General features: G+C 43.2%; 20 protein-coding genes and 3 pseudogenes. 8 read left to right on the plus strand and 15 right to left on the minus strand.

The features are described 5' to 3' along the window. The first annotated feature begins 108 nt into the window (after positions 1 to 108). Complete coding sequence (gene repA / locus FS373_RS17855; RefSeq protein WP_152830046.1) at positions 109 to 1101, plus strand: plasmid replication initiator RepA; 993 nt, start codon at positions 109 to 111, stop codon at positions 1099 to 1101. Positions 1102 to 2716: 1615 nt separating this feature from the next. Here repA and FS373_RS17860 read toward each other — a convergent pair. Both FS373_RS17860 and FS373_RS17865 read right to left on the minus strand, forming a co-directional pair. Next, positions 2717 to 3352 carry an XRE family transcriptional regulator gene (locus FS373_RS17860; protein WP_152830047.1) on the minus strand — a complete coding sequence of 212 codons (636 nt, stop codon included), beginning with the start codon at positions 3350 to 3352 and terminating at the stop codon, positions 2717 to 2719. Between the two features lie 1131 nt (positions 3353 to 4483). Next, a complete protein-coding gene (locus FS373_RS17865) occupies positions 4484 to 5440 on the minus strand; it encodes a helix-turn-helix domain-containing protein (RefSeq protein WP_152830048.1) in 957 nt (318 codons plus the stop codon). Between the two features lie 254 nt (positions 5441 to 5694). Here FS373_RS17865 and FS373_RS32760 point away from each other — a divergent pair, with 254 nt between their 5' ends. Together FS373_RS32760 and FS373_RS17875 are read left to right on the plus strand one after the other, a co-directional pair. After that, positions 5695 to 5967, plus strand: coding sequence for a transposase (locus tag FS373_RS32760; protein WP_416221770.1), 273 nt, complete (start codon positions 5695 to 5697; stop codon positions 5965 to 5967). Then, entirely contained in the window at positions 5946 to 6251 is a 306-nt protein-coding gene (locus FS373_RS17875) for a zinc ribbon domain-containing protein (RefSeq protein WP_152830049.1), read from the plus strand. Before FS373_RS32760 ends, FS373_RS17875 begins: the two co-directional genes overlap by 22 nt. 81 nt (positions 6252 to 6332) lie before the next feature. On the opposite strand, the gene FS373_RS17880 is transcribed toward FS373_RS17875, so the two are convergent. Next, complete coding sequence (locus FS373_RS17880; RefSeq protein WP_152830050.1) at positions 6333 to 7814, minus strand: alkaline phosphatase D family protein; 1482 nt, start codon at positions 7812 to 7814, stop codon at positions 6333 to 6335. Positions 7815 to 7851: 37 nt separating this feature from the next. Continuing rightward, on the minus strand, positions 7852 to 8190 hold the full coding sequence (locus FS373_RS17885) for a hypothetical protein (RefSeq protein WP_152830051.1): 339 nt from the start codon (positions 8188 to 8190) through the stop codon (positions 7852 to 7854). 265 nt (positions 8191 to 8455) lie between these two features. On the opposite strand from FS373_RS17885, the gene FS373_RS17890 reads away from it, so the two are divergent. From FS373_RS17890 to FS373_RS17900, 3 genes are all read left to right on the plus strand, one after another. After that, positions 8456 to 9187 (plus strand): IS4 family transposase, encoded by a 732-nt coding sequence (locus FS373_RS17890; protein ID WP_322619529.1) that lies wholly within the window; start codon positions 8456 to 8458, stop codon positions 9185 to 9187. 381 nt (positions 9188 to 9568) lie between these two features. After that, entirely contained in the window at positions 9569 to 10546 is a 978-nt protein-coding gene (locus FS373_RS17895; protein ID WP_152830053.1) for a linear amide C-N hydrolase, read from the plus strand. 117 nt (positions 10547 to 10663) lie between these two features. Beyond that, positions 10664 to 11599 carry a LysR family transcriptional regulator gene (locus tag FS373_RS17900; protein WP_227992945.1) on the plus strand — a complete coding sequence of 312 codons (936 nt, stop codon included), beginning with the start codon at positions 10664 to 10666 and terminating at the stop codon, positions 11597 to 11599. Positions 11600 to 11625: 26 nt separating this feature from the next. On the opposite strand, the gene FS373_RS17905 is transcribed toward FS373_RS17900, so the two are convergent. Continuing rightward, positions 11626 to 12303: a LysR family transcriptional regulator gene (locus FS373_RS17905; protein WP_322619530.1), complete on the minus strand. Its 678-nt coding sequence runs from the start codon at positions 12301 to 12303 to the stop codon at positions 11626 to 11628. After that, a pseudogene (locus FS373_RS32090) lies at positions 12304 to 12414 on the minus strand (helix-turn-helix domain-containing protein); the annotation flags it as partial. A 176-nt stretch (positions 12415 to 12590) separates the two neighbouring features. On the opposite strand from FS373_RS32090, the gene FS373_RS17910 reads away from it, so the two are divergent. Continuing rightward, entirely contained in the window at positions 12591 to 13070 is a 480-nt protein-coding gene (locus tag FS373_RS17910) for a hypothetical protein (RefSeq protein WP_152830054.1), read from the plus strand. Here the strand turns inward: FS373_RS17910 and FS373_RS17915 are convergent. After that, a pseudogene (locus FS373_RS17915) lies at positions 13054 to 13318 on the minus strand (IS256 family transposase); the annotation flags it as partial. The gene FS373_RS17910 and the pseudogene FS373_RS17915 overlap by 17 nt on opposite strands. A gap of 64 nt (positions 13319 to 13382) precedes the next feature. Further along, positions 13383 to 14075 (minus strand): IS6 family transposase, encoded by a 693-nt coding sequence (locus FS373_RS17920; protein ID WP_152830055.1) that lies wholly within the window; start codon positions 14073 to 14075, stop codon positions 13383 to 13385. A gap of 256 nt (positions 14076 to 14331) precedes the next feature. Here FS373_RS17920 and FS373_RS17925 point away from each other — a divergent pair, with 256 nt between their 5' ends. Next, positions 14332 to 15327 (plus strand): ABC transporter substrate-binding protein, encoded by a 996-nt coding sequence (locus tag FS373_RS17925; protein ID WP_152830056.1) that lies wholly within the window; start codon positions 14332 to 14334, stop codon positions 15325 to 15327. A 5-nt stretch (positions 15328 to 15332) separates the two neighbouring features. Here FS373_RS17925 and FS373_RS31565 read toward each other — a convergent pair whose 3' ends face one another. From FS373_RS31565 to FS373_RS17955, 7 genes and pseudogenes are all read right to left on the minus strand, one after another. Beyond that, positions 15333 to 15470 carry a hypothetical protein gene (locus tag FS373_RS31565; protein ID WP_194165882.1) on the minus strand — a complete coding sequence of 46 codons (138 nt, stop codon included), beginning with the start codon at positions 15468 to 15470 and terminating at the stop codon, positions 15333 to 15335. A gap of 115 nt (positions 15471 to 15585) precedes the next feature. Next, entirely contained in the window at positions 15586 to 16560 is a 975-nt protein-coding gene (locus FS373_RS17930) for a ParB/RepB/Spo0J family partition protein (protein ID WP_152830057.1), read from the minus strand. Between the two features lie 2 nt (positions 16561 to 16562). Beyond that, positions 16563 to 17780, minus strand: a complete 1218-nt coding sequence (locus FS373_RS17935) for a ParA family protein (RefSeq protein WP_152830058.1) — start codon at positions 17778 to 17780, stop codon at positions 16563 to 16565. A 117-nt stretch (positions 17781 to 17897) separates the two neighbouring features. Next, the gene (locus tag FS373_RS17940; RefSeq protein WP_152830059.1) at positions 17898 to 18128 is read right to left on the minus strand and encodes a hypothetical protein; all 231 of its coding nucleotides are present in this window, start codon (positions 18126 to 18128) and stop codon (positions 17898 to 17900) included. A 185-nt stretch (positions 18129 to 18313) separates the two neighbouring features. Beyond that, positions 18314 to 18583 (minus strand): hypothetical protein, encoded by a 270-nt coding sequence (locus tag FS373_RS17945; RefSeq protein ID WP_152830060.1) that lies wholly within the window; start codon positions 18581 to 18583, stop codon positions 18314 to 18316. A gap of 1202 nt (positions 18584 to 19785) precedes the next feature. Next, a pseudogene (tnpA, locus tag FS373_RS32765) lies at positions 19786 to 20046 on the minus strand (IS200/IS605 family transposase); the annotation flags it as partial. Positions 20047 to 23317: 3271 nt separating this feature from the next. After that, a complete protein-coding gene (locus FS373_RS17955; RefSeq protein WP_152830061.1) occupies positions 23318 to 24448 on the minus strand; it encodes a replication initiation protein in 1131 nt (376 codons plus the stop codon). Positions 24449 to 24545: the final 97 nt, after the last annotated feature.

Here is a 24545-nt window from a genome sequence, read left to right on the forward strand (position 1 = left end):
TTAATACTCGAGGCTTATCCATTATCGACTACACGTCACCTTATAATCGCGGTCAGCTGCGTATTTGCAGGTTTTCTAAGATACTGGCCAGTGTAAGGATCAAGAGACATGAGAAGTTGTATTGCTGTAGAGAAAAACGGTCAGCCCAATGAGAACGCTCTCATTAAGAACCAAGCCACCAAAAAGGACACTCTGGTTAGCCAAGAAAACAAGCGACAACGTGGGCTGCATAGTACCAGCTGTTTAAACCCGAAACCGGTTTATATTCGCCCTAAATCTTGGAAAAACTTGCCAGGAGAACTTGGTAAGACCTTTAATTTTTGCCGTACACGAGACATTTCTCGCGATCCACATTTTGTTTATTTACGTCAAGCTGTTGGACGTCAACGTGATTTTAAAAAAGTCCGTCGTGATCTCATTAATCCCTTTTTCCAATTATGCCTATCTCGTCACGATCTGGTCACGGGCATTATTGAACTTGATCTTGAAGCGATGGCCACTGAATTGTCTAAAATGTGGATACAGAACTCAGCAACAGAAGAGCAGTATCTTGTAGAGTGCAAGGTGACGATCAGTCGGATCAGTCGCTTCATTGAAGAAGTCATGATCCCATTTGGCTTTGCTTATGTGCATGCAGAAAGTGAGCATGACCGCAAAAAGAATGGATTAACTTGGGATAATATCAATGGATTTTGGTACCCCAAAATATTGGTACTAACAGATGAGTTTTACCGTGTCGCGGGGGCCAATATCGAAAAAATCAACATTCAGCGTGAGCAACAACTGACCTTTCGTAATGCTGGCATTACCGATGAAAACGAACTCATCACGCTAAAAGAAGCAAGAATACGCAAACAGAAACAAATTTTTAAGCGTGCCTGGAACGCCCGTAAGCAAAACACGAGCGCTCGACGTCAACGTAACAAACTAGGGAAGATGAACCTGGATGATAGAAAATATGCTATCGCTATGACCCTAGCGAGTTCAATACAAACGTGTGAACTCACAGTATCAGATAGCAAAGAGTTCAATAAGCTCGTGTGGTCTCGCCTTTACAGTATGAATGTAGAGATTAAACGCCCTCCAATCATTCCTATCTAACCCCCGTTATCAACAACAAAATGAATCGAGCACAGGCTCGAGCTTTGTCGTGCTTACGCATTAGGCTTGCCTAAAATTCAATCTAACAGTCGCCTTAATATCACCGTTCCTTCGATCACCCACAATGGTAAATTTTAGTTTTTGACACATGTTTAATTATTCACAGTTATCTGCAAGCGGGAAAAAAGGCTTATCTGCATTTATTAGTGAGACTAACTGCAAAACAATATCTTTCTTATTATCAAATACATACATAACTTACTAAGGGGATAAAACAGTGAATAGTCTATCGGCCGAAATAACGCTAAAGTCTATACGTAAACCTCAAGATTAACGCCGTCGTTAAACGAACTAATACCGACCGTCATTGCATAACCAATATTCAATTTCCATATTCTCAATACAGATCTGAATATTACTAGGCAGCAGATATAAATAAATAAACCAATAATGCCTATACAAAAACACCATCAAACATGCAAAAATTTCGTTATCAATGCATGATCATTCGCGTCTCCCACCTTTTAAACTCAAAGGGAGATCTTAATCCACTGTTTATACCATGGTGCTCTAATGTCTTATCACCATTAAACAGCAAACGATCCACGCTTGTTGATGGCACTACGACAAGGAAGAGAGCACGACACAAGCAGTCTCCATACTGAGACACTTTTGATTATTCAGGTTGTTCATTAAGACAACGTCATGGTCGTCATCACTGGCGTTAGCGAGCCAATACAAGGAAAATATGAAGCGTCAATGTTACAAAACAATGATATTAATCTACTGCCTATCATCCTTTGCGGTAGCTGGGTCGAGTCCTCATGGTAGCCAACCGTGCACATGACGTGTAGGGAAGTATGACCAGAAGCAGCTCGGACCGATTAATGGCAACATCAGTGGTAACAAGCACTGAGCATATTAAAATAATGCTCACTTTCGCCCCCAAATGTCGCCAGACAACGCCCTCTTATTGACCCCCATTAATGCGCTGTTCGAAGCAGGCATGGGGCGAACGACCGCAGATCATGGAGGAGGTAACCCTTTTTCAGAGGCTGTATTGAGACCATACAAAAACGATCACTCAATGGGCAAAAACACAGACCACGCGCCTTGGACCGATATCGCTAATTAACCAAGCTGACGTTGAGGCATTCATTGAGCGGCTCGTGAGTGACCGTCACTTATCTGAAATGGAGAAGGGGCAATTATAGCCGTTAGTACTGTCAAGTAAGTCACTGGAATCACAACAAACAACGCCGAGGGCTTAGGCGATGCGCAATGGACAGTTTCCTTTGCCATGGATTCACCTGGCTTTTATGACCTCACTTTAAACGCATTCACAATGGCAAGATACCCTTTCGAATTTTTGACCGGAAGGGCTTTGCCGACCTCACTTAACGTCGGCCTGAAAGGTGCAGGCTTGATGCGAGCACTTTATTACGTGTGACAAAACAGTGAGCAGGAGGAATGCAGCTGTACTTTCCATTCATGCATCAGCGTGTCAACCCTTGCCCTGTTTCGCAGTGAAAGAACGAATGGCTTGAAAAGACACCAGAGAGACTTTTGCGTCCTAAGAGTTAGGAAACCTAGATGAAACCGCCATTTCGCGTGATCACCTATCTTTTGAAATCCGAGCCACTCGTCCGATAATTTTGAGCGCGGAAGTGTCATCTTTAGAGAGTTTTATGTCTGGATAGTACTCTGAATCTTCAGCAGCGACGGTAAAACAGCTATCGATCTCAGGCCTTATCCAACGGATCCACACTTGGGCATTGACTAAAATGGCGAATAAGTCGGCCAATTTCACTGTGTTTTGAGTCAGATCAATCAGTAACTCATCCCCTTTTCTTATCAGGGGGGCCATGCTGTCATCAGGAGCAAAAATAGTAATGAGCTTATCTTGATTTAATCCACGATGCTTAATATAACTGATATTGAACGCTGAATTATCCGATACACATTCCAAAGTGATAGAGGTGTCCGCCACACTGATAGTCGGCTGATTGACAGTGATAAAATGGGGGAGCACTTCTCTATCTGTAAAACCTGCGATCCATGATGCAGGCTTATTGAATAAATTAGCGAGATCTAAGATTTGACAATATTTGGGTGTCCTTAAGGCTTGTTCCCAATTGGAATACCGACTTGGAAGGATGGTCAGCTTTTTCGCGGTTTCCTCGACAGTCCATTGTTGTTCATTACGGCATTGCCGCAATCGCTGCGCGATTACAGACTGAATATCCAACATATAGAATCCTTTTTGTCTCTTATCTGTTTGGTGAAATCATACTGCACTTAAAGAGGCTGTTGCAAAACGACTCTGGACTAAATCTTGTGACGAGCTAACATTACGTTATTTGTAAATAACGTAATGTTAAATTATTTACACGCATTGTGACATCTAAAATAATAACTAAATCAGTATACAACGATATAAAATGTTGGCATGAGCAATCCTATTTTTTGCTAAACAGATAGCAGAAAATATAAAGTGAACACTGATATTGATTACTGCTAATTTAAAGCCGAGGCATTTACAAACTCAGAAAGAAACGAATATGTAATTTGCAGTGCATTTAATTCTAGACAATCACCCTTGCAAAATCAACAAACACGTCGCGATACACATTCCCTCTTTTGTTGCACAGATAAGTCCTAACCTGAAAACACGCTGGCCCCCCGAGTCCGTTATTGGTTATTTGCAAATGTGCTAGTCAATAGACGGATAACCCCATATTTCCCTGAGCGCATGATCAGGTTGTGCATAGTTCTTTTTGACACATATGCGTGACGTCAACGCCTTTGATACTTGACCAGGTTCTCTGCATCGATTCGGCCCCTCGCATTGCCTTCATGCGCTATTTCAAGCAGGACACTGCCAGTATTGATGCCCTTTCAATGTTATCACGAAGCCGTTGAACATCATTGCGATGGGATGATAGAGAACAATCAAGGCGATGGCCTTGTTTACCAATAGTCCATTCCTTTTACGTCAGTTTTATCGACTTTTCAGCTTGATACCACACTCACAGAGCATCTGTTCGAGTTCTCAATAGTGAAACCATAATGGCAATACCAACGTTTGTAATGTCGAGGCGGGGGATAAACAGCAGATAAGTGGGTTTGTGAAGTGCTTAACAAGGTGGAACAAACAATCACTGATGGGCCAGTTAGAGAGCCTGCCTTATCCACCATTCTTCGGCCAAACGAACAAGCATTTGAAGCAGCCGAACGCTAATCGTGAGTATTGACGTTGGCGGCACAATGGCCAGTGGGCCTCCCATATCCACTCCCTGGATATTGAATGTGATATAGGGCTAAATGACTAAGCTACACGTGTGTAGCTATCTCTAGTCGCTGCATGAGCCCACCTCACCTTTTACGATTGAGCTGCAAAAAATTGAGCTCGGCGGCTTGGTGATATGACCGCCAATTTCAATAAGAATCGGTTTGCCATGACTTGTGACCGATCGATCAGAAAGGAACTCACTGAAGTATACCTTTTTTCAGCGGACCAAGGCTTCACTTTAAAGGGAAGCAACTTCATCCTCGCTAGCTTCTTCAACAATGACGTGTCACTGATATACCAACACAAATATTTCAACTGTTTATTACTCGCAAAGTTATTGATATAAACTGACATTAAACAGTTTTCAATAGATACTGACGCCCCATTAGAAGACAGCACCAACATCGAATCAGCGGCTTCATCACAGAGGTCCAACGACGCCGTTTTACAATTGAGCAGCTGTAATACTTTATTCCGGTTTGATTCAAGGTAAAGGCAATGACCCACCACTTGATTATCAAAAACGGTGGCGATAACAATCTTTAACGAATAGATTCTCTGTAATAGAGCGGTGAGATAATATTTTTCCAACTGCGGATTATCTTCATAATTATGGATCATCTTTAAAATATGTTTAAATCGAGGATTATCTGCATTAATAGTTTCAATCTTGTAATTATCATGCCCACCATGATAATACGGGTGGGCACTGCTACTTTTTTTCAAATTCGACAAAGCTAATAAGTTAAGGCTTTCATCAACAAAGTGATGATCTTGACTATAGATATCAACCAATTCCTGAGAGTAGAGTTCAACAACCTCAACCTGTTTAGCTAAAGAGGGAATATTAACCCCCCTCTCCCATCGACTGAGGGTGATGATGTCTAAATTATGAAACAAACGGCTTTTCAACTTAAGAGTAGCGCACAACTTCTCTTGTGAAAGTCGATATTTATGTCGGGTTGTTTTTAAAAAACTTGCAAAAACATGTCGCTTTCGTATTGTTGAACAGATATTACTTATCATTGGTTGTTTATTTTGGCCCATGCCCAACGTACCCATCATTGACTTGCTATATATTTTTCCCAACTAACATTAGAATACATACTGCAATATTAATTAACTCACTAAAGATATAAAACACTAATAAATGAAAAATTATTATATGAACTTAATTTGCGTTGCTACTAAACACCAAACACAAGATAAAAACCAATAATAATAGATAATACCTGATGATAAAGGATAAAAAATGGGCGTAGTTCCATGACCTCAGACGGCAAGAAAGAAGCGACCCCGAGATTCCTAAAACGTGCGGCCAGCAACCTGAGAAAAAAACAAAGGCGTTATCTCGCAAGCAAAAAGGCAGCGCGGGCAGGGCTAAAACTCGCTTGTTGGTTGCTAAGCGCCACGAGAAAACAGGCAACGCAAGATCTGACTTTCAACATAAACTCTCTCGACAGTACATTGACAAAAACCCCGCGATAATTGTCGAGACACTGAAGGTCAAAAACATGATTAAAACCGCAAGCCGGCAAAGCATATTGCCGATGTGTCATGGAGTAGCTTTGTAGATAAGCTCAAGTACAAAGCGAAGCAACAAGGTAAGCACCTAGTCAAAATAGATCCGTGGTTTGCCAGCTCTAAAACATGCCATTGTTGCGATCATAAAGTCGATAAAATCCCCTTAAACCTCCCCCCGTGGAAGTGCCCAAAATGCTTCATTATTCACGACAGAGATATCAATGCCGCAATCAATGTGAAACAGCAGGGCATCATCAAATTAAAGGCGGAAGGATTATCCGTTTCAGCTAACAGAGGCCTGCGTAAAACCAGTCATGAACTGATAGCGGTCTAAGAAGTTAGCAGCCTCGCCCAAAGCAACTTGTTGCGGAGGGCGGGGAGTAATCCCCCATATGTATGAGCTACAAAGAGACGTTTACTGCAACGGGTAGGCAGGTTTATCTTTACCTTCACTGATCCAATTGATCCACAACTTGTGATCAGACCCTTCCAGAAGCGTGACAAAATTGCGACTGCGGATATATTTATCGGATCCGTGCGGTTTTATCATGTTAGCCGTGACCGCCCGAGTTTCATCTAAGTATTCACGATCATCATTAGTGACTGCTAAGATCCCCAACCACTGGATATAGGTGGGCGCAGGGTGAACGATGCCTGATGAGATGACCTGATGGATACTGTTGGCGGGAGTCTGGCGCTGATCGCGGATGATCCCCAGTCCACCGAGATGCACATCACCCGACAAGATAATCGTTTTCCCCAAACGGTGATTGGCATTGTTCAGCAGGCGCATAATGAGTTTTAATCGTTCACCTTCATGTTCTTTCGCGCGCCAATGGTCTTTAAGATCATCAGTAAGCTCCTCTTCCCACGGGGTGGCATCTAATGCACTCTCGGCAAATGAAAAGTCCCGGTAGACCACCGGCACGGCACTTAACAGCAGCAAATCCCCTTCAGTGCACTGGGTGTTCAAACAGTGAATGACATCCTGCCAATGTGCGGCGCTCATGATCTCACTGATCGAGCGCTCGCTGCGATTATCCAGTAGCAGAATATTGAAATGTCTGAACTTGACGTAACAGCTAAAGTGGCCAGAATCAGGCTGTGTGTTACCAATGCGGCTACGGTTGTCCTCACCACGAAGTTGCAGCAAAGAGAAGTGTTTCTTCGCGCTTGCAAAAATCGCTTTGTACACCTCACATTGTTGCATCTCGTCAGGAAAGCTGCCCCAGCCATCGATGATGTCATGATCATCCCACATCATCAGTGATGGGATCGATGCCAGCAAGGGGGCCATCGGGGACTTGTTCCATCTATCGACATAAAGATCACTATAGAATCGGTCAATTTGCGCCAGCATCCGCTGACTTGGCACGTAACTCATTTTCTTTTTCCGACTGCCCTCATTCCACGCTTTTAAGGTAGGCACGGTCGACCATATTGAATCGGCATAGACCTGATCGCCGCCCATTAACAATAAAGAGAACGGCGCCTCAGTATGCTGCTGGGCCATGCGATCCCACAGGTGATAGGGATCTGCAGATGACAGCAGTAATTTATAATCTGAAAATCCGTTGCATGAGGCGTAAGCCAATTTGGGTTTTTCATCTTGAGCAGGCACATAAAACTGCCAGCGTTGTTGCTGCCTAACATCGCTAACAGGGCTCTGTCCTACCTTCAAGGTATAAGTCACTTGGCGCCCTACAGCGTCTGGGATAGCCATGGGGACTCGCCACACTGTGCCAGCAGCAATCTCCCCTATTTTGACCGCGGCCACGCGTTGATCAAGGTAATCAAGTGTGACGTCAGAGACCGCGTTGTTTGTCACAAACGTCACCGTATAGCGTGTATCAGACTCTAAGCCTAAGATGGGGCCAAGGACCAGTTTAGTTATCATGGTTCATTCCTGTTTTACGTGGGGCTATAAACCCGGTTTATTCAATGCCGCTGGGATTGAGCATAACAGCAGGGTTATTTATCTTATCAACGGCCGCGTGCAACCCTGACGTGTGAGCGCCTTTATCATTGTTCTCCAACAAGCCTGCATACCAGCCACGTCTTGGTGACCCATCAAAATGGCTAACGTCGCTCTCATAGGGGGCAAACAGCAAATGTGCAACGGGGATAACTTGTAAGGCATAAAGAGAGTTAAACACTCCCGCCGCGTCTTGTGACGTATCGGGACACCTAGCGGCCACGGCACTGAATAGATGCACGCGGTAACCTGAGTACTCAGCATCACGCTCAGGGCAGAAAGTCCGTTCGGTAAACATGACATACACATCACTCCGTACTGTAATGGCTGGAGTGATGTTGCTATTTTATTAAGCTACTCCTTGGGGATAATTTAATCAACACCCTAGCGATGTAAGCGCACATCAAGCTGGGACCAATTGACATGGAGCAGGGTTTACGCTGTGACACTGGATCATACTGGGAAAACTAGGCACCAATCCAGCCTTTATCCTAATCAGTGTCTATTGACAAGTTGCACAGAAAAACCACACTAGCGGTAGTACAGTCATTAAATATCAATCAATTAAGCGCTGTGGGTTCTGTCGCAAAGTTGACCGTTTACTCAGCAATCCCAAATTGAATGTCTGGTCATTATTTGCCTCTTGGGTGCCTTATGTGGTCGGTGCTCGCAAACAAATCGTGGTGTCTCTTGATTGGACTGAATTTGATAGCGATGACCATTCCAGCATAGTGCTGAGCATGCAAACAAAACACGGCAGGAATACACCGTTACTCAGGAAAACTCATCGTCGCCATGGACTTAAAGGTAATCGGAATAATTACGAAGATGAGTTATTGGTCAAACTCAGAGAATTGATCCCACAAGATGTCAGGGTCACGATTGTTGCAGATAGAGGCTTTGGTAATACTCCATTATTTGACTTTATCCAGCATGAATTGGATTTCGATTTCATAATCAGGATTAAATCTAGCATTAAAGTCACGGATGCCTCTGGGGCGTTGTTTCCTATCAATGAATGGCTATTACCAAGTGGCCGAACTCGGACGCTTAAGCATGTGCAAATAACCGGTAACAGACAAGATGTTGCCAGGGTTATTTGTTGTAAAAAGAAAGACATGAAAGAAGCATGGTATATAGCCTCCAGCCGTAGTGATTTAGCCAGCAGCAAAATCCTCACGCTATATGGTAAACGCTGGGGGATAGAGACAACATTCAGAGATATCAAAGACTACCGGTTTGGTATGGAAATGAGTGCAACCTATACCCGCTCACCTACGATTATTTTTGCTTAGCGCTATAACGATAGGTTAACTGACACTGTTAGGTCAAGCTGGTGAGGATGCGGGTTTAGAGAAGATATTGAAGGCCAATACCAGCAAAGCTCGTACTTATTCACTATTCCGGCAAGGGTGTGAATATTATGAACTGTTACCTGGAATGCGAGAAGAATCGGCGAAACCATTAATGGATAATTTCAATCGATATCTTGAGAAACATCATATATATCGATCAATATTCGGCATTATTTAAGGATCAAAAAATGAGGGGATCTCTAAGCTGTGGAGGGCTAACCTACAACTAAAACTTAAAGGTGCCAGTTCGACCTCAATATTAATTCCGGTGATAATTCACTCAAGCCAAAATGGCATTATCCAGATATTGAGGTTACACCCATGAAAAAAACACTAGTCGCCATCTCCATAGTAGCCACTGCAACCGTCGGTATCGCACAAGCTTGTACTACCGCAGTCTATAACAATGGCGACGCACATCTAACAGTCCGTACCATGGACTGGTTTGGGCACGATGATGCCGTTGTTGTTGGTACCGGTGTTGGTATGGTTCACACCTACAGTGAAACGGATGGATTGAAGACCCCTGCGAAATACGCCGCGATGAAGATTGAGTCATTCACACCAGGGTTAGTGGCAGAAGCAATGAATGAAGAGGGGCTTGAAGCCCGTATTCTTTATTTAAGTACTGATGCAGGGACTCAGTTTGCGGAAGATAGACCCGATGTTAAGAATGTTGACGCCGCCAGTGTTCCTCGTTGGGCGGTAGATAATTTTGCAACCGTTGCAGATGTCATTAACGCCCTGGATGAAGTCGATGTTATTCCAACCGAGGTCTGTGATCTTCCTAATCATGAAGGTGAGTGCCTTTACCCACCCGTGCACTATCAATTCACCGATGCTCAGGGCAATACCGCGGTGGTCGAGTTTATTGATGGAAAGATGCAAGCATACACGGAGGATGGCTCTGCCTATATGAGTAACGACCCAGAGTTTAGCGTGCACTTAATTTTAGATGCCGAAGCAACCGAGGCTGGTTCAACAATCCGCGCTTATGACCGCCGTTTACGGGCTAAATCAGTCATTGCCGATATGTACGCGCGTGATGTAACTGATAACGCGCAGGCAAAAGCATCAATAAAAGCAGTTGGTGCAACCGTATTCGCAGGTTATGACCAAGTGGACCCTTATGTGAATAACGTTTTTCCAACATTGTGGACTATCTATACTGACCGAGACGCTAAAGAGTGGCAACTCGATCGTTATGATACCTGGCACGTAGAGCGTTATGGCTTTGACATGTTTGATGGCAATGAAGCGAAGCGTGTTGTGCTAGGGACACACCCGAAAGCTCAGTAACTCCTGTGATATGGGCATTCGTCTGAGTGCTCACAAACGAGGAGGAGGGGAAGTCTGTCCCAGTGTTATGAACAAGCATACATCCCCTGTGTTGCAGTTATACTTGGGTGTTAAAGATTGAAAAAATTAATTAAACTATCAGAAATCAATAGCAAGATATATGAAGAGTCAAAAATGTTGGTGACCCCTGAACGTTTAACTTATTTAGTCCTCGTTGCAGACAAGGGATCGTTCTCTGCGGCAGCACGTGAATTTGGGGTAAGCCCTTCGGCCGTTGCTCAAGTGATTCAGAATATGGAGGTAGATCTAGATATTACATTGTTCGATCGAGTCTCAGGTAAGTCGCCCAAGTTAACGCCAGCGGGAAAGGCTATGTATATGCAAGCACTAGAAGTCATCCCAAGGCTACAAGCGATGGAGAAGCGCGCCAAAGCGTTTCAAGCCGGAATTGAAGATAAACTTAATATTGCAGTCTATGGTTACACTTTTTTTCCCAGGTATGTTGAAAAAATAAAAGCGTTATCTGAAGCATTTCCTGAGTTGACGATCAATCTACTTGATGTCGAAAATATTGCAGGACTGACCGCGGAGGAGCATACTGCTGACATCATTATTGCCCCAACACAGCTAAAACAACGCCACGGTTATGATACACAAATCATCGATCAACTAGATTGGTTATTTGTTTCATCACCTGAACACCCATTAGCGAAGCTAAAAAGTCGACTCACATATCAAGATCTTATTGGCCATAGACAAGTGATCACTTCAGAAAACCTGTTTGCAGAAAAACACTTGGTTGAATCCCTCCGGTTTAGTCCGAATCTACTTCATTGTTCTCAATTTTACCAAATTGAATCAATGCTCCTGAATGGACTCGGTTTCTCTCTGTTTCCATCTCATCTAGCTGAAAAGTATCTTGTAAATAAATCATTAGTAGAGCTTAAAATGGAAGACAGCGAACAACAACCGGGCTGGCCGATAGAATTGGTCTGGAGTCCCGCGCTAGGACCTGCTGGTCGTTGGTTTGTTGCACAATTTATTGATCTATAGAGTTTTAAGCCATAACAATTATTTGATTAATTCATCAATAATAAATGTGCTACTGGCCCATGCTGCAGGTTAGAGCGCCATGTTATTTCCGCAGAGTTGACCATCTTGGTTCGATTAAATTCAGGAAAAAATTCAATCAATGTTCCCATCGCTAACTTTTCGGATAATAACCCTCTTGGAAGAAAAGCCCAACCAAGCCCCTGTTCGACTAACCTGATCAGATCATCTTGATCGTAAGTTTGCCAAATTTGCTGCGACATAAGATTCATTCCTGCAAGTGCTTGATTCTCAACCATACTACTGCAAGTGATTTGTCGCTCAACGATTAAGGTTTCATTATCAACGAATGCCATATCGGCAAAACTGGAGTCGGGACTGCACACACAGACCCATTCGAGTTCATAGAAAGAGATAAAATCAAGATTATCAGGTACCGCTTTTGAAGGAAGATTGCTCCCCAAGTGAACTTCACCATTTAATATGGCCTCAGACAATTGTTCACCGCTCAGTTTAATCTGAGTGTAAGGGAACTTTTGTGCCATCTTTTCCAATGTGGAGTCAATAGTATAGAGAGGCACTAAGGGGTCTAACGCAATGATGAGTTGATCTTCAACTTTTTCCACAGCACCTTGAGCGTAAGTTTTAATACGTTCCGCTTGGCGCAACAAAATTTTTGCTTGCTGATAGAGCCTTTCCCCTTGCACTGTCAACTTAGGGTACTTAGTCGTACGGTCAAACAGAGTCACGCCTAGATCTAATTCTAGATTGTTAACGCCAATACTGACGAAGCTTTGACTCTTACCTATATGTCGTGCTGCAGCTGAAAATCACCCTTTGTCTGCGGCGGCGATAAATGCATTGAGCTGTTCTAAGTTGAGCATAGTTAATCCATTCGATCTCTATATAGTAACTAGCTTAAACTATGAGGTTAGTGTTGAGATAATGCACTCATAGATTACAGTTAACATGAATCACAAATATAGGTATGACTATGAAAACATCAATTATCGCACTATCAATCACAGCACTTTTAACTGCTAATGTGGCGATGGCTTCAGAGTCAGTTGAGGAACACGTTAATTATGGTGACCCTACTGCAAGTTTTAGCACTGTCGGTCTCAGCGGTACAGACCGCGCCGGACTGATTAACATGATGTATGGCGCTGGCAGTCATATTTTTCAATTAGACATAGGCTACGATAAGAAAAAAGATGTGAAGGATGAACGAACTAACGTTCGAGCACGTTACTTTCATGTTACTGATGGATTAGGCTATTCTGTTGATGTACTCGGTGATGCCAATCATCAAACCGTATTAGGTGGCCTTATTTACAAATTTCAACTTACCGATAATATTTCAGTGTTCCCCATGCTAAGCGTAGGTGCAACCCAGAATAAAATCCATGAAAAAAAGGGTGATAAATACGACCGAAGCGCTTTAGCACGAGCTATAGTCAAATCTGGTGTATGAGATCATTTTGATGCTCTGCTTGATCTTGCTCTACTTTCTCACCATTTTTAAATTTCACACCACTCAAAACGTCTGCAAGCAACTTAAAGCCCTTCAAGCGATACCATCATTAATGTGGTTGTCCGGCTACCACAACTTTTCACTTTATGTGTTCTCAATCGCACTGTAGAGAATGCTGACTCGATTGGGTTACTCGTTCTAATGTGCGTCCAATGTTCGGCTGGAAAATCATAGAAAGCCAGCATTTCTGGTTCTGTCGCAAATAGAGATCGAGCCGCTATAAATCAAGGGCGCAGACTCCCTCAGATACAACTAGGCCACTAAAGAATAGAATTGTTGCCATGGGGTCATCTTTTCAGTTGTGTCCATTTGTCCTTGCTTAATCATCGACCAAAGCTCAACAGCTGCCAGTGTTGACTCTGCCCCTTCCCAAGATTTCCAACCTAGGCATTGATGCATTTTCCCTTTCACTTTTCGATGGCTTTGCTCGACAATATTATTCAAATATTTAACGGCCAAAACTTCAATCATGAACAGCATATGTCCAGATAGCCAAAGACGAATATTGATGGTGTCTAATGCTGCTGCGTTCGCACCACTTTTATCAATTACTACCTTTTCTGGTAAGCCATGCTGGTTGATGGCTTTATTAAAAAATGCGCGTGCAGCAGGCTCATCACGGGTCTCACTCAAATAAAAATCAATAATAGCGCCGTATTTATCAACGGCTCGATAATAGTAAACCCACTGACCTTTAACTTTTATGTAGGTTTCGTCCATTCGCCAAGAGCCAGAGACTCGACGTTTTTTCTTCCTAAATACGGCTTCGAGTTGCGGTGTATATTTGATAACCCAACGGTTCAGGGGTGAGTGATCAAAATGGATATTACGCTCAGCGAACATCTCTTCAATTTCACGGTAACTGAGTTTATAAGCCAGGTAATAGCGAAGCGCCTGCATGATGATATCTGATGGATAATGTCGCCCTGAGAAGTTGGGGGTCATGCAGTAGATGCTCCAAGTTAATGTTTGAGTATCATCAACTCCTTAGCTTGCGTCGTCAACTTTGCGACAGAACCCCTTGTAGACCTTTCTCAAGGGCAACTTATTACCTCCCGACTGTCAACGCCAAAAACACACTAAGCCCAATAAATACAATGACTAAAGTTGATCGCGAGCTTACACATTCATGTTTATAGTAAGCATTTAGTCCATCCTCAGTGCTATACATAACCGAGAGGTATTGTGTCAGGAGTCTGCTGTGTTTATGAGGGTATGTACGCTGTTACTGCTGATGTTGTTGCCATCGCCTGTGTCGGCGGCTTCAGTGTTAGTGATCAACAGTTACCATCCAGAGTTCGCTTGGGTTGAAGAATACAGTCGTGGTATCGCGTCAGTTCTGGGCTATCAATACACCATCAACCACCATTACTTAGACACCAAGCGATTACCCCAAGACCAGTTTAACGCTCAAGTCGATCGTGCTTGGGCCCAATATCAATCACTGCAGCCTGACATCGTGGTCTTGGCTGATGATAATGCAGTAGAGCTTCTCAGCCCCCGTTTTAGCCAGCTTTCCGTGCCCGTGGTGGTGCTTGGGGTCAATGCTAACCCTAGAACCTACGGCATCCATTTAATGAAAAATGTCACCGGTGTGCTTGAGCGTCCACTGTTTAATCGTTCCATCCTCTTGGCCGCCATTCTAGTGCCTCACGGCGACAGTACCCGTTTTTTGGTACTGTTTGATAACAGTCCTACTTCCACAGCGATTGTGACTCACATCAAACATAGCCTACAGAGTCATTCGATCAGAAACATCCACATTGATTTTCAGCAGACCTCTGCATTCGACGCATGGCAACAGATCATTCTTGAGGCCGATGGCCAAGGTGATGAGCCAGGTTATGAAGCGATCATGATAGGGCTATATCACAACATTCGTGACAACAAGAACCAGCATATTCCGCCAGAGACAGCGCTGCAATGGGCGCAAGCTCACGCGCCGGTGCCGCACTTCGGTTTTTGGGGTTTTTCAATTGGTAAAGGCCGTAATATCGGCGGCTATGTGCTGGATGGTTTTGAGCATGGCAAGCTGGCGGACACTCAGATCATCCAAATCGTCAATGGCGCAGAGCCCCAGAGTGTGCCATTTCGTTCAGATATTGAAGGTCGGTACATATTCAGCAAAGCGGGCATGCAACGATGGCAGCTGACGTTGCCAGAGGCCATTGCCCGCCAAGCGGAGTGGGTCGATTAGCCAGGTTATTGCTGCAGTGCTTTGGCCTCATTGAGGCAGCGCACGAACAAACTCCAATCTTGAAAACTCATCGCGGGGAATCGCACTCCAGGTTTACCGCTGGCAATTTCCTGCGCGATGGTAATGATCGTTTGAACAGACATATTCTCTCCTAAGGATAAGCGTTTGCGCCAGTGTTGGCGTAAACACTGCCTCTCTTTCCAGTGGAAATCGCAACTAAACATAACAATTTCACATTAGATAACAATAACTTATAATTTATAGCGACACATTTTTCTCATTCATAAGTGTCCCGATAAATTGTTCAATTTTATCCAAATCGGTCTGGGCGATACGACTCAACTCAATCACTCGCTTAGACTTACTGGGTGATTTAACCCGAATAAATTTATCTTTACTGGCAACAAACAGATCTCTTGGCGGCGGTAATACAGGGCCTTGAGCTTGCTGTTGTGGCATGGCTTCTTGCAAAAAGATGATGATCTCATCATTGCTGGTCCCGGGTTGAATTTTCAATGTCTCGAGTACAGTAGACAACTCGACCTGCTGCTCATTTAACAGCTGATGGTGTTGTGCCAGCTTATTGTAATTGGCTTGAGTCAGCTCTTTAGGATCACTGAACAGGTCAATCATTGACTGTGGCACGCTCCACGCCTTGAGGCATTTCGAAATATGACTTTCTGAGCGAGCTTCGGCTTGCGCGATCTCTGCCTGAGACAAGTTTTCCCTTAAAATCGCATACCAACGCCCCATATCTCTGGCACTGTGTTCAGCAGAGGTTTGCAGCGATTTCGCTAAGGCTTTAGCATCACTGCGACTGATGGCCTCTTTGGTGTAAAGCAGATCTAAGCCCACGCCGGCATAAATGGCGGCCATGCGGCGGCGAGACCCATCTAAGGCATTAAATCGTCCGTCTTCCTCAACGGCGATCACCGGATAAAATTGCTGCTGAGTGATCGAGGCGATGATCGGCTGCAATGATGTCCGTGTGAGGTCTTCCTGGTGCCGACCATTGAGTGCGAAGTCGACAAATGTCTTGGCTTCAACCTCATTGGCATCCACATGATGACGGGTAAACGCCACCTTCTGACCACTTTGTAAGGTAAACGTCACGGTTTGGGATGGCTGGGTTAACACCAAGGAAGACTCAGCGATCTCATGCTCTACCTGCTCGCGCATCTCTTCGTTGATCCCTGGCACAACAAAGCCCGTCGTTCTCTTTTTCTTTGCCATGTTTATTCGCTCCTAAAAGAATCTCTGATCGTTAATTCAAACTCATGCACCACACGCAACACATCATCATGGGCTTTACGTAAACTTTTCTTAGTGCCCGGGAAATCAGATTCTGACAAATCATAAATCGTACTGTTGAGCTCGCCACAGGCTTGAACGGCATCACTATCAGGAAAAACGTTGCTGAGCATATGGTTCATGCTGGCGGCAACACGGATCTTCTGAGCGATACGTTCTTGCGTACGACTGTTACTTTTTTGTGCAGAGATCAACATCTTAATATTGTCATAGCCGGGATGGCCCAGCGCAGAGAGGTATTTGTAAACGCGGTTTAAAAATCGCAAATATTTATAACTGGAATCCCAGTCATTCTCAGCGGGCCTGATGGGGATCAATAAGTTATTGGCTACATAATGCGCTGCCAGGTTGCTGGCCGAAAAGTGAGGCGGAGTATCAATCAATACCACATCATAGTCATCAGCTACCGCATCGATCACTTTTTGCAAATCTTTATAACTGGCATAGGACTCCCCTTTCACGGTCGCCTCATTTTCTTTCTCTTTTACATACACTTCATATTCACGATCGTCATCTTTAGAGCACAGAATGTCTAAAGAATGAATATTGGTTTTGGTGATGGCCGCTTTCGATGCTTGTGCGACAGTCATCGTCTCATCGTCATCATCATCCCACATCATCAGATCGCCAATAGAGACGTCATCATCGGTGAATTTCGGGGCATAGATTTTGGTGGCTGTGGATTGTGGATCCAAATCCACTAATAGCACGCGGTATTGTTCATGTAACTGCCCGGCAAGGCCCGCGGCCAAGGTGGTGCTGACAGTGGTTTTACCCGTACCACCCTTTAATATCGACACACTCCACACGCTGCATTTTGAGTCCGCTGGCCGTTTGAACGGTTTAATCCCACCAAAGGCATCGCGCAGTTGCAACATCTCCGGATAATCGATGCACCACTTCTTGCCATCACGGTAATCAATCCCTAACTGCTCACAGGCACTGTTGATCGCTTTGTGATTAATGCCTGTGGCTTCGGTCGCTTCACGTTGGTTGTAAGTACGGTAGTACTTGCCGTTTGGCGCCCCCCCCTCTGCATGATATTCCTTTTCATTATCGACGATTTTTTTGAAGCTGAGAAAAAGCTTGTTCAAATTATAACTCGTGACATCCGTGGCTGACTCACTCAGGGGTAAGGTCATAAGACTTTCCTTTAATCATTATGCAGTTAATGACAGCTAATATACACGGAGTGTTTTTTCATTGCCACTGTTATTTTTCACTCCCAGCACAATTAATCACATTAGCTGCAATTATGCCTAGTTACGCTTACCCAGACACTTTCTCACCACGAGAAAAACAACTAAGCTATTGAAATTCAACGACTTTACAGGCATTTCGCAGTGTCTTTCCAGTGGAAATCGCATTGTAACCATTGCCATGCCACACCAAAAACCAAATACGCTAGCTAAAACGCGCCATTTCCCTGCACGTAATGAGATCTCAACATCAACAAAAATGGGGATCACATCCCGATACGACTCAGTCAATAGTGCCCTCCCCTGCCCTCACCTGATCCACGCCACGTCCACACGTTTAGCGAATAAGGCTACGGATTTTACCCTCGGCTAACCACTCAATGCCTTAGCTGGACATGACGTTACGTACATGTGGTTTACCATTCGATACTTAAATAGCACAACTGCTGTCTATGACCATAATGCTCAATTTATCATTAGCAACACCACGAGGCTAAACTTCCTGATCTAAGTGCTCCTAAGTTTGATTGGCTTCTAGTGTCCTTCTTCAGAAAGTGTCCTTCTTCAGAAATCACTCTGGCATCAAAAAAGCCATTAACCAGGGTTTCACTCAACAAACTCATGCTGCCATGTGTAACAAGCACCACAGCAATCAAAGCGCCGCGTTCACCCATGTAGCTTTTAACGACAGACGAAAGCTCTACAATGCTCAGCGCAAAACACGCCTCGATGTGCACTTGAGACAAGATGCCCCACACCCAACATAACAATAAGTAAAGGCGACGGTGATGTACGTGCCAGTGTTAGTTGTGCGGCCAAGTCGAGCCAACAGCCCTATCCGTGTGAATAGCCCCCTTGATCTCGTGATGAGCTCTGACGGCATTGCAACAGGCCACCGACAATAAAAACAGCTAAGCTTGCTTAGATTCAAAGCGTCTTGAGCCGAGAACATAACTCCCGTCAGAGAGTCACTGGTATTGTGGCAATAAGAATGGACTTTTCCCTGAGCCTTTCACCCAGCACCTGCCAACTCAACATATAAGCAATAAGCCTGTGATGCACGCTATAAGTCTCTATTCAAAAATGCTCCAAAACAATTTGTGATCCCCATTGGGTAAACAGGTTAACGGAATGAGCTAAATTCTCCGACTACTGCCAGTGAGAGTGAGTGGAGATGAACTGGTGCATCGCCTAGCTATCTGGTTTTGTAGCGCGACGTTGACTCATTCACGTCGCGCTTGGTGCAAAAGACAGAGCAGCTTTAGGGGGGATTTGTCGTATAGTGGTACAGCACACGATAGGCAATCCAATTCAGCTAACGACATGCCTACGGCCTGGATAAATGGCCAACATTAAGCTGCATCAGCTCACCTAATGCAAAGGGGGAGGGATAATCTAAAATACCAAGCAGGCGATACGGACTAGCACGGGTGAAAATTAACCTCTCAACCCTTTGGGTAAACGAAGTCATTACTGCGGACATGTTGCGATTCTCATAACGTGATCAGATCATAAGGACATAAAGAAGAGGCGTGTCGTAGCAACAATCGTTCAACGACACGCCAGATCACTGCAATCATCAACCAATGGTCAGTGGGAAAAATATTTTCCCATTGCACAATCATCCTCGAACCGAACGTCAATGAGTGTTGGCGCTTTGACCTGTCACTCTGAACGACGGTTTATTTCAGTGTAATGCAGATACCTACAATCAGTCATATCACATCATGTACTTCCCTAAAAGCATATCACCCATCTGCTGACTTATAAGACACATTAGTGAGTAAACTCAGATTCAGTGATCGGACAACTGAGCAAGAGATAGGGGGGTCGTTAAGGTGCTGACTTCTTGTGCCAATGAATCAGCTCACGTTGGTGCGCTATCTCTATGTCACAGGGAGACGCTCCGAAGGAGGAGGGTAGGGAATAACCAAAGATGCGCAGCATCTTAATACGGCCTATCCAATTGCTGGATAAATTGTTTTATCACCGTTAATGAGGCTCCTCCGCACGTTCCTGCGAAGTAGCAGTGACTCCAAAAAACATGCTTACCAAATGCACCCGCTATCTCATTAAATCCCCTCCATAACTTCTGTGTGCTAGTGGCTTTTAGCGAATAAACTAGCTTGGATACGTTTGGTTTTTTTAGCGAGGTTGATATCAACAAATGAACATGGTCACCCTCTCCGTTGAACTCTTTAAGCTCTGAATCGCCCCCCCTTACATCGCTCTTTAAAACTTGCCTCTAGGCTCTGCAAGTGAAACTCATCGAAACCTTACGTCTGTATTTTGTGATCAAACTTTGCGTCACAGCTTGGGTAACCTTGAAGATGGCGAGAAAATACTAAGCTATGCAGAGTGATTGTAAATTAGTGACTCAATGGAAGAAAGCAGAAGATCTTTCTTGGCTAAAAAAGCGTATACCGATAACCTTACAGCAAAAGTTTAAAGACTTGCATGGATGCGCTGCTTTGATAGGTCACTTACAGCCGAAAGACCTAGATTTAAAAAGAAAGGCAAAAACCAAGACTCGATTCGTTTTGTTAACTTCAATAAGTATTACAAATTAGACGGCAAGAACGTAAAAGCCAAGTCTGGATTCAATAAGTCAGTCCTAGATCAAGATTGGTATGGTTCCGTAGGCAACTTGAGTATAAGCAACTTTGGAGCGGCGGTATTGTTGTTAGCCTGTGAAGTGAGTGCTGTAACAATGCCGCCAGCAACAGGAACTAGCCACTAAAGCCATTTAATGAGCGCCCAGTAATGGGAATCCCCCTCCGTAGTTGCGAAGCGCGTAGGTAGGCGAGGATGTCAACTGATCATGGTTTTGTCATCATCACAGCCCAGTATCTCTGACCATACCATCGTTCGGCAGTGGCAATATAATGTCATCGCCACAGGCAAGGGACGATGCTTTACAAATGACTTCCCAGCTGCAGACACATGTTAGAGCCTGTAGTCAGTCACGTTGATGACAGCCATAAACAATATCGCAGCACCTATCGGTGTAGACCCTTTGTATTGAGCGGCAGTAACAGGCAGGCTTCAAGGCGTCTATGATGGCTTGTCATGATAAGCCTACCATCCGAGATGGCATAAAGTTTCAGTCAATCTTTAGCAGTATTAACCACATCACCAATGACATTATTTATGTGAAATTGAGAAGTCAGTTAAACCACCAGATCATTAAGTGAATTAATGGCTGAATAGATATTGCCGTTCAGAGCAGGTGAGCCGTGTTTTAGTGGTGAGCAAGCAATTATCGAACTCCCCTGAAAGCCTGCATGAAGCCTACTTAATCGTTTGTATGTCGCTATAGATAAATAGAAAATCTCATTCTCCTCCCTGGTTATCATGTTTTGAACATTAAGTAACCCCAATCTCGCTCGCTTATAGGCGGGTCAAATGAGCATGACTCAAATGCCAAACAAAATGAGTACAGCCGATAACTGTCGAACATGCCCAAACAGAATGTGGGGGTAAACAACGCGATTCTTAATGCTGACTGGTACATTATCGAGTCCTACATAAAATAATAGGTTACCAAAGTTTGTAAGACACAGTAGCCTACACCAGTCAGGAGGGGGCTCACACCAACAATGCAGGAGATCAAGAAACGGGCTGATGAACTCATTTTAGACACTGGAACAGTGTTGCTTGGCGCTGGAGTGCTACGGAGTCAGCCGGCCAATGGACGGGAAGGTTAGCGTTAGACTCGTCGAACCAAAAGCTTGATGAAGCGTCAATAGAAAGTCAGCATCTTAGCTGCTTGGTATTTTGTACCAACCAAATAGTTTATTAAAGGAGATGTCAGTTCAGAATTGTTAAATTTTTTTGATGAGAACCAACCACAGCATACTAGTAAAATAACAGTATGGATCTATCAGTAATTAGTATTAACAACCTTATTCATGTTGCCTTTAGTATTTCATCAACAGGATTATGTGTTGCCAATAAGCCATAGGGGTCAAGACATGTATGAACACGAATAATGACTGTTGGTTGAATTTCTAATAACGAATAACTGAGGTCTTTAGCTTAAGTGTTCAACACATTTGCAAAATGGTTCGTAACAGAGAAGTAGCTGTTAGTCATATAAAATGACACAAACAATAGCGTGTCATATGTAGGATACATTCACATAATAGGCGAGAATTATATAACTAATGAGGTAACACTATAGATATGGTGGTAATAAATTTGTCTTTTAAAAAACGTGTCTACCAGCTGGATCAATTGCCCCAATTAAATAATAGAGTGATTTAGGTTTTGCTTAAGCATATTTGACAAAGTGTAGGGCAGGGCACAGTGAATGCATGCAATAAAAATATAATGGTGATATAAATATACTTAAAAATCAATGCATTACCATTTAATTATTGTTGTTTCTTACTTGAATATGCCTGTGGTAACAATAATATTCTGATACACGTAAACTCATTTTAAAGCGTCTTGTATGACGTTCTATTGAATTATATTTAAAAATAGGTGATAGGGCTTCAATTAGTTTATATCTCTTGTTAGAACTTGATTAAGAGACTCTCAGAGTAACTTCATGCTTTCGGTGGATCCGTTGATCAATGATCTAAATTGATCTAAGCAAAGATCGCTGTCTTGCAAATCGATCCTAGCTTTCCAGTAGAAATTGGGCATTGGATCAATCACAGCGTAAGCGGTCTCTCAATCGCTGTCTCTGGGCTGTTCTGTTGTGAGTTAATCATACGGCTGTTTGGGTTAATTCAAATCAGCCACGAGTCATTCAGTAAGCTTGACTGTGACAATACACCCCGTTTGTGGCAGTGAGTATTTTAATTGCAGAGGGTTAGGCCATTTTGTTAATGCTGCAACTGATAATTCTTAATCACAATGCTGTGGTGAAAAATAGCCAGGGTTTACGTGATTTTGGTGATCAGGTTTTTGTGTTTTGATTTTAAGAAAAAGAATAAAAAAAAACCGTTCTCTATAAAGATCTATATTTAACTATGAAGACTATAAGAGACTATAAAAGACTATAAGATCTATAGGGCGATTTTTAGGTCCTTTTTAACTGTTTAAATTCAATCACTTACAAGCACTCAGAAACACGTTCATGATCGTTTTTTTGTGTTTCATGATCATTTTCTTGGCTTTCGTGATCATTTTTCTGGCATTGGCGATCTTTATTATGGCATTGAAGATCATTTATTTGTGATCTCATGATCGTTTTCTTGGCTTTCATGATCATTTTTCTGGCCATGATATTCATAATCTCATTTTGGGTCTGTTTTAGTAAAGTTATCCACAATTTAGGGTAATAAATGGCGTTGGTGATCACTTTTATGGCTTAGCTGATCATTAATCTGGCTTTTGATGATCATTTTTCTGGTGTTTGTTAAATTTATGCTAAAAAAAAGACCGTGGATCAATATCTGACGGTCTTTTTCATGATCATTTTCTTGGTGTCCGAAATGCATGAATTAGGGTAAAGGGCGATCGTATTGTTAATAGGCCGCATCAGGATTCAGTGATTCCATTTGGCGAATTTTATCCAGGAAGTTATCATTTCCATCCAATTCTACCGGCTCATTTTCTTCCTCAAATGGGGTTGAGTGTTGACCGTTTTCATTGACCCTTTTTTGAATAGCCGAGAAAATGCTAATGGCTTTATCGCGGACATTTAAAATAAGGTAAGCTTCAGCCAATAAGTTTAACTCATTAATTGTGAGTATCTCTTTGGATAGTAGACGCTTATTCTCTAACTCCCTTATAGTGTGCCTAGCGGCATCTTCGTCCATCTGTTCTTGTTGATTGAGCCACCGATAACTGAATGACAGCCCGATGGTGTTACGGCCTTTTTTGATTAATGAAAAGCCCTTATTGCCATCTTCATCTTCAAATAGAATGAGTTCATTTTTGCAGACTTTTTCAATTTCTGTGAATGACTCTTCAATGCAGCGTTTAATAAAAACGGAGTTGACTGCCAAGCTTTTTTTACCAGACAGGTAATTGCCATTGTCATCGAATAACCCAAAGTAACCTTTAATTTCGTCAATTTTTAACGGTCGCTGCTTGTAACCGAGATCTTTAAATCGACTGATTATCTCGTATAAGCGCTTACTGTAGTTTTTCTTGAGTTGTAAAATCGTGTTGGTATTGATTAATGCAAAGCCCCCACTGTAGTCGATATACTGTGATTTTAGCTCGGGGTTCGGTGTCAACACGAGGCGAGCATTACGGTACTTTAGTCTTGAAAATAAAGGGATAAAATCAAATTCACCATTTTCATCATTAACAAAACCGACCGTTCGCTTTGCCAGTCGATCTGCTGCTGGTGCTAATGTCGATCCCAGGTGACGGGGCGAGATGTTAAGCCATTCAGATAAATTAGAGGCGGGGAACTCATAAACCGGCGCTTTATTATCATTCCAATGCTCAACTTTCATGTGGGCAGCCATGATGTTGAAGATGTTTTGCTCATGGGATGACAGGTTTTGCCGTGAAAAAACCAGTTCGTGTGATTTTTTGATGGTCTCTGGTAGGTTGTCATTCATACCAAAATTGATGGTTTTGGCTTCCCTGATCTTAACTTTTGAGACACCATCTTCAAATGATTTATCAGTTGATTTGGTCATTTCCTATTTACCCAATGATTATTTTAAGCTGTAAGCTATTAATTATATGGATTTAATGACACCGATAATAAAATACGTAGCTAACAAGAACGGCTTA

Source organism: Shewanella sp. YLB-07, assembly GCF_009377275.1.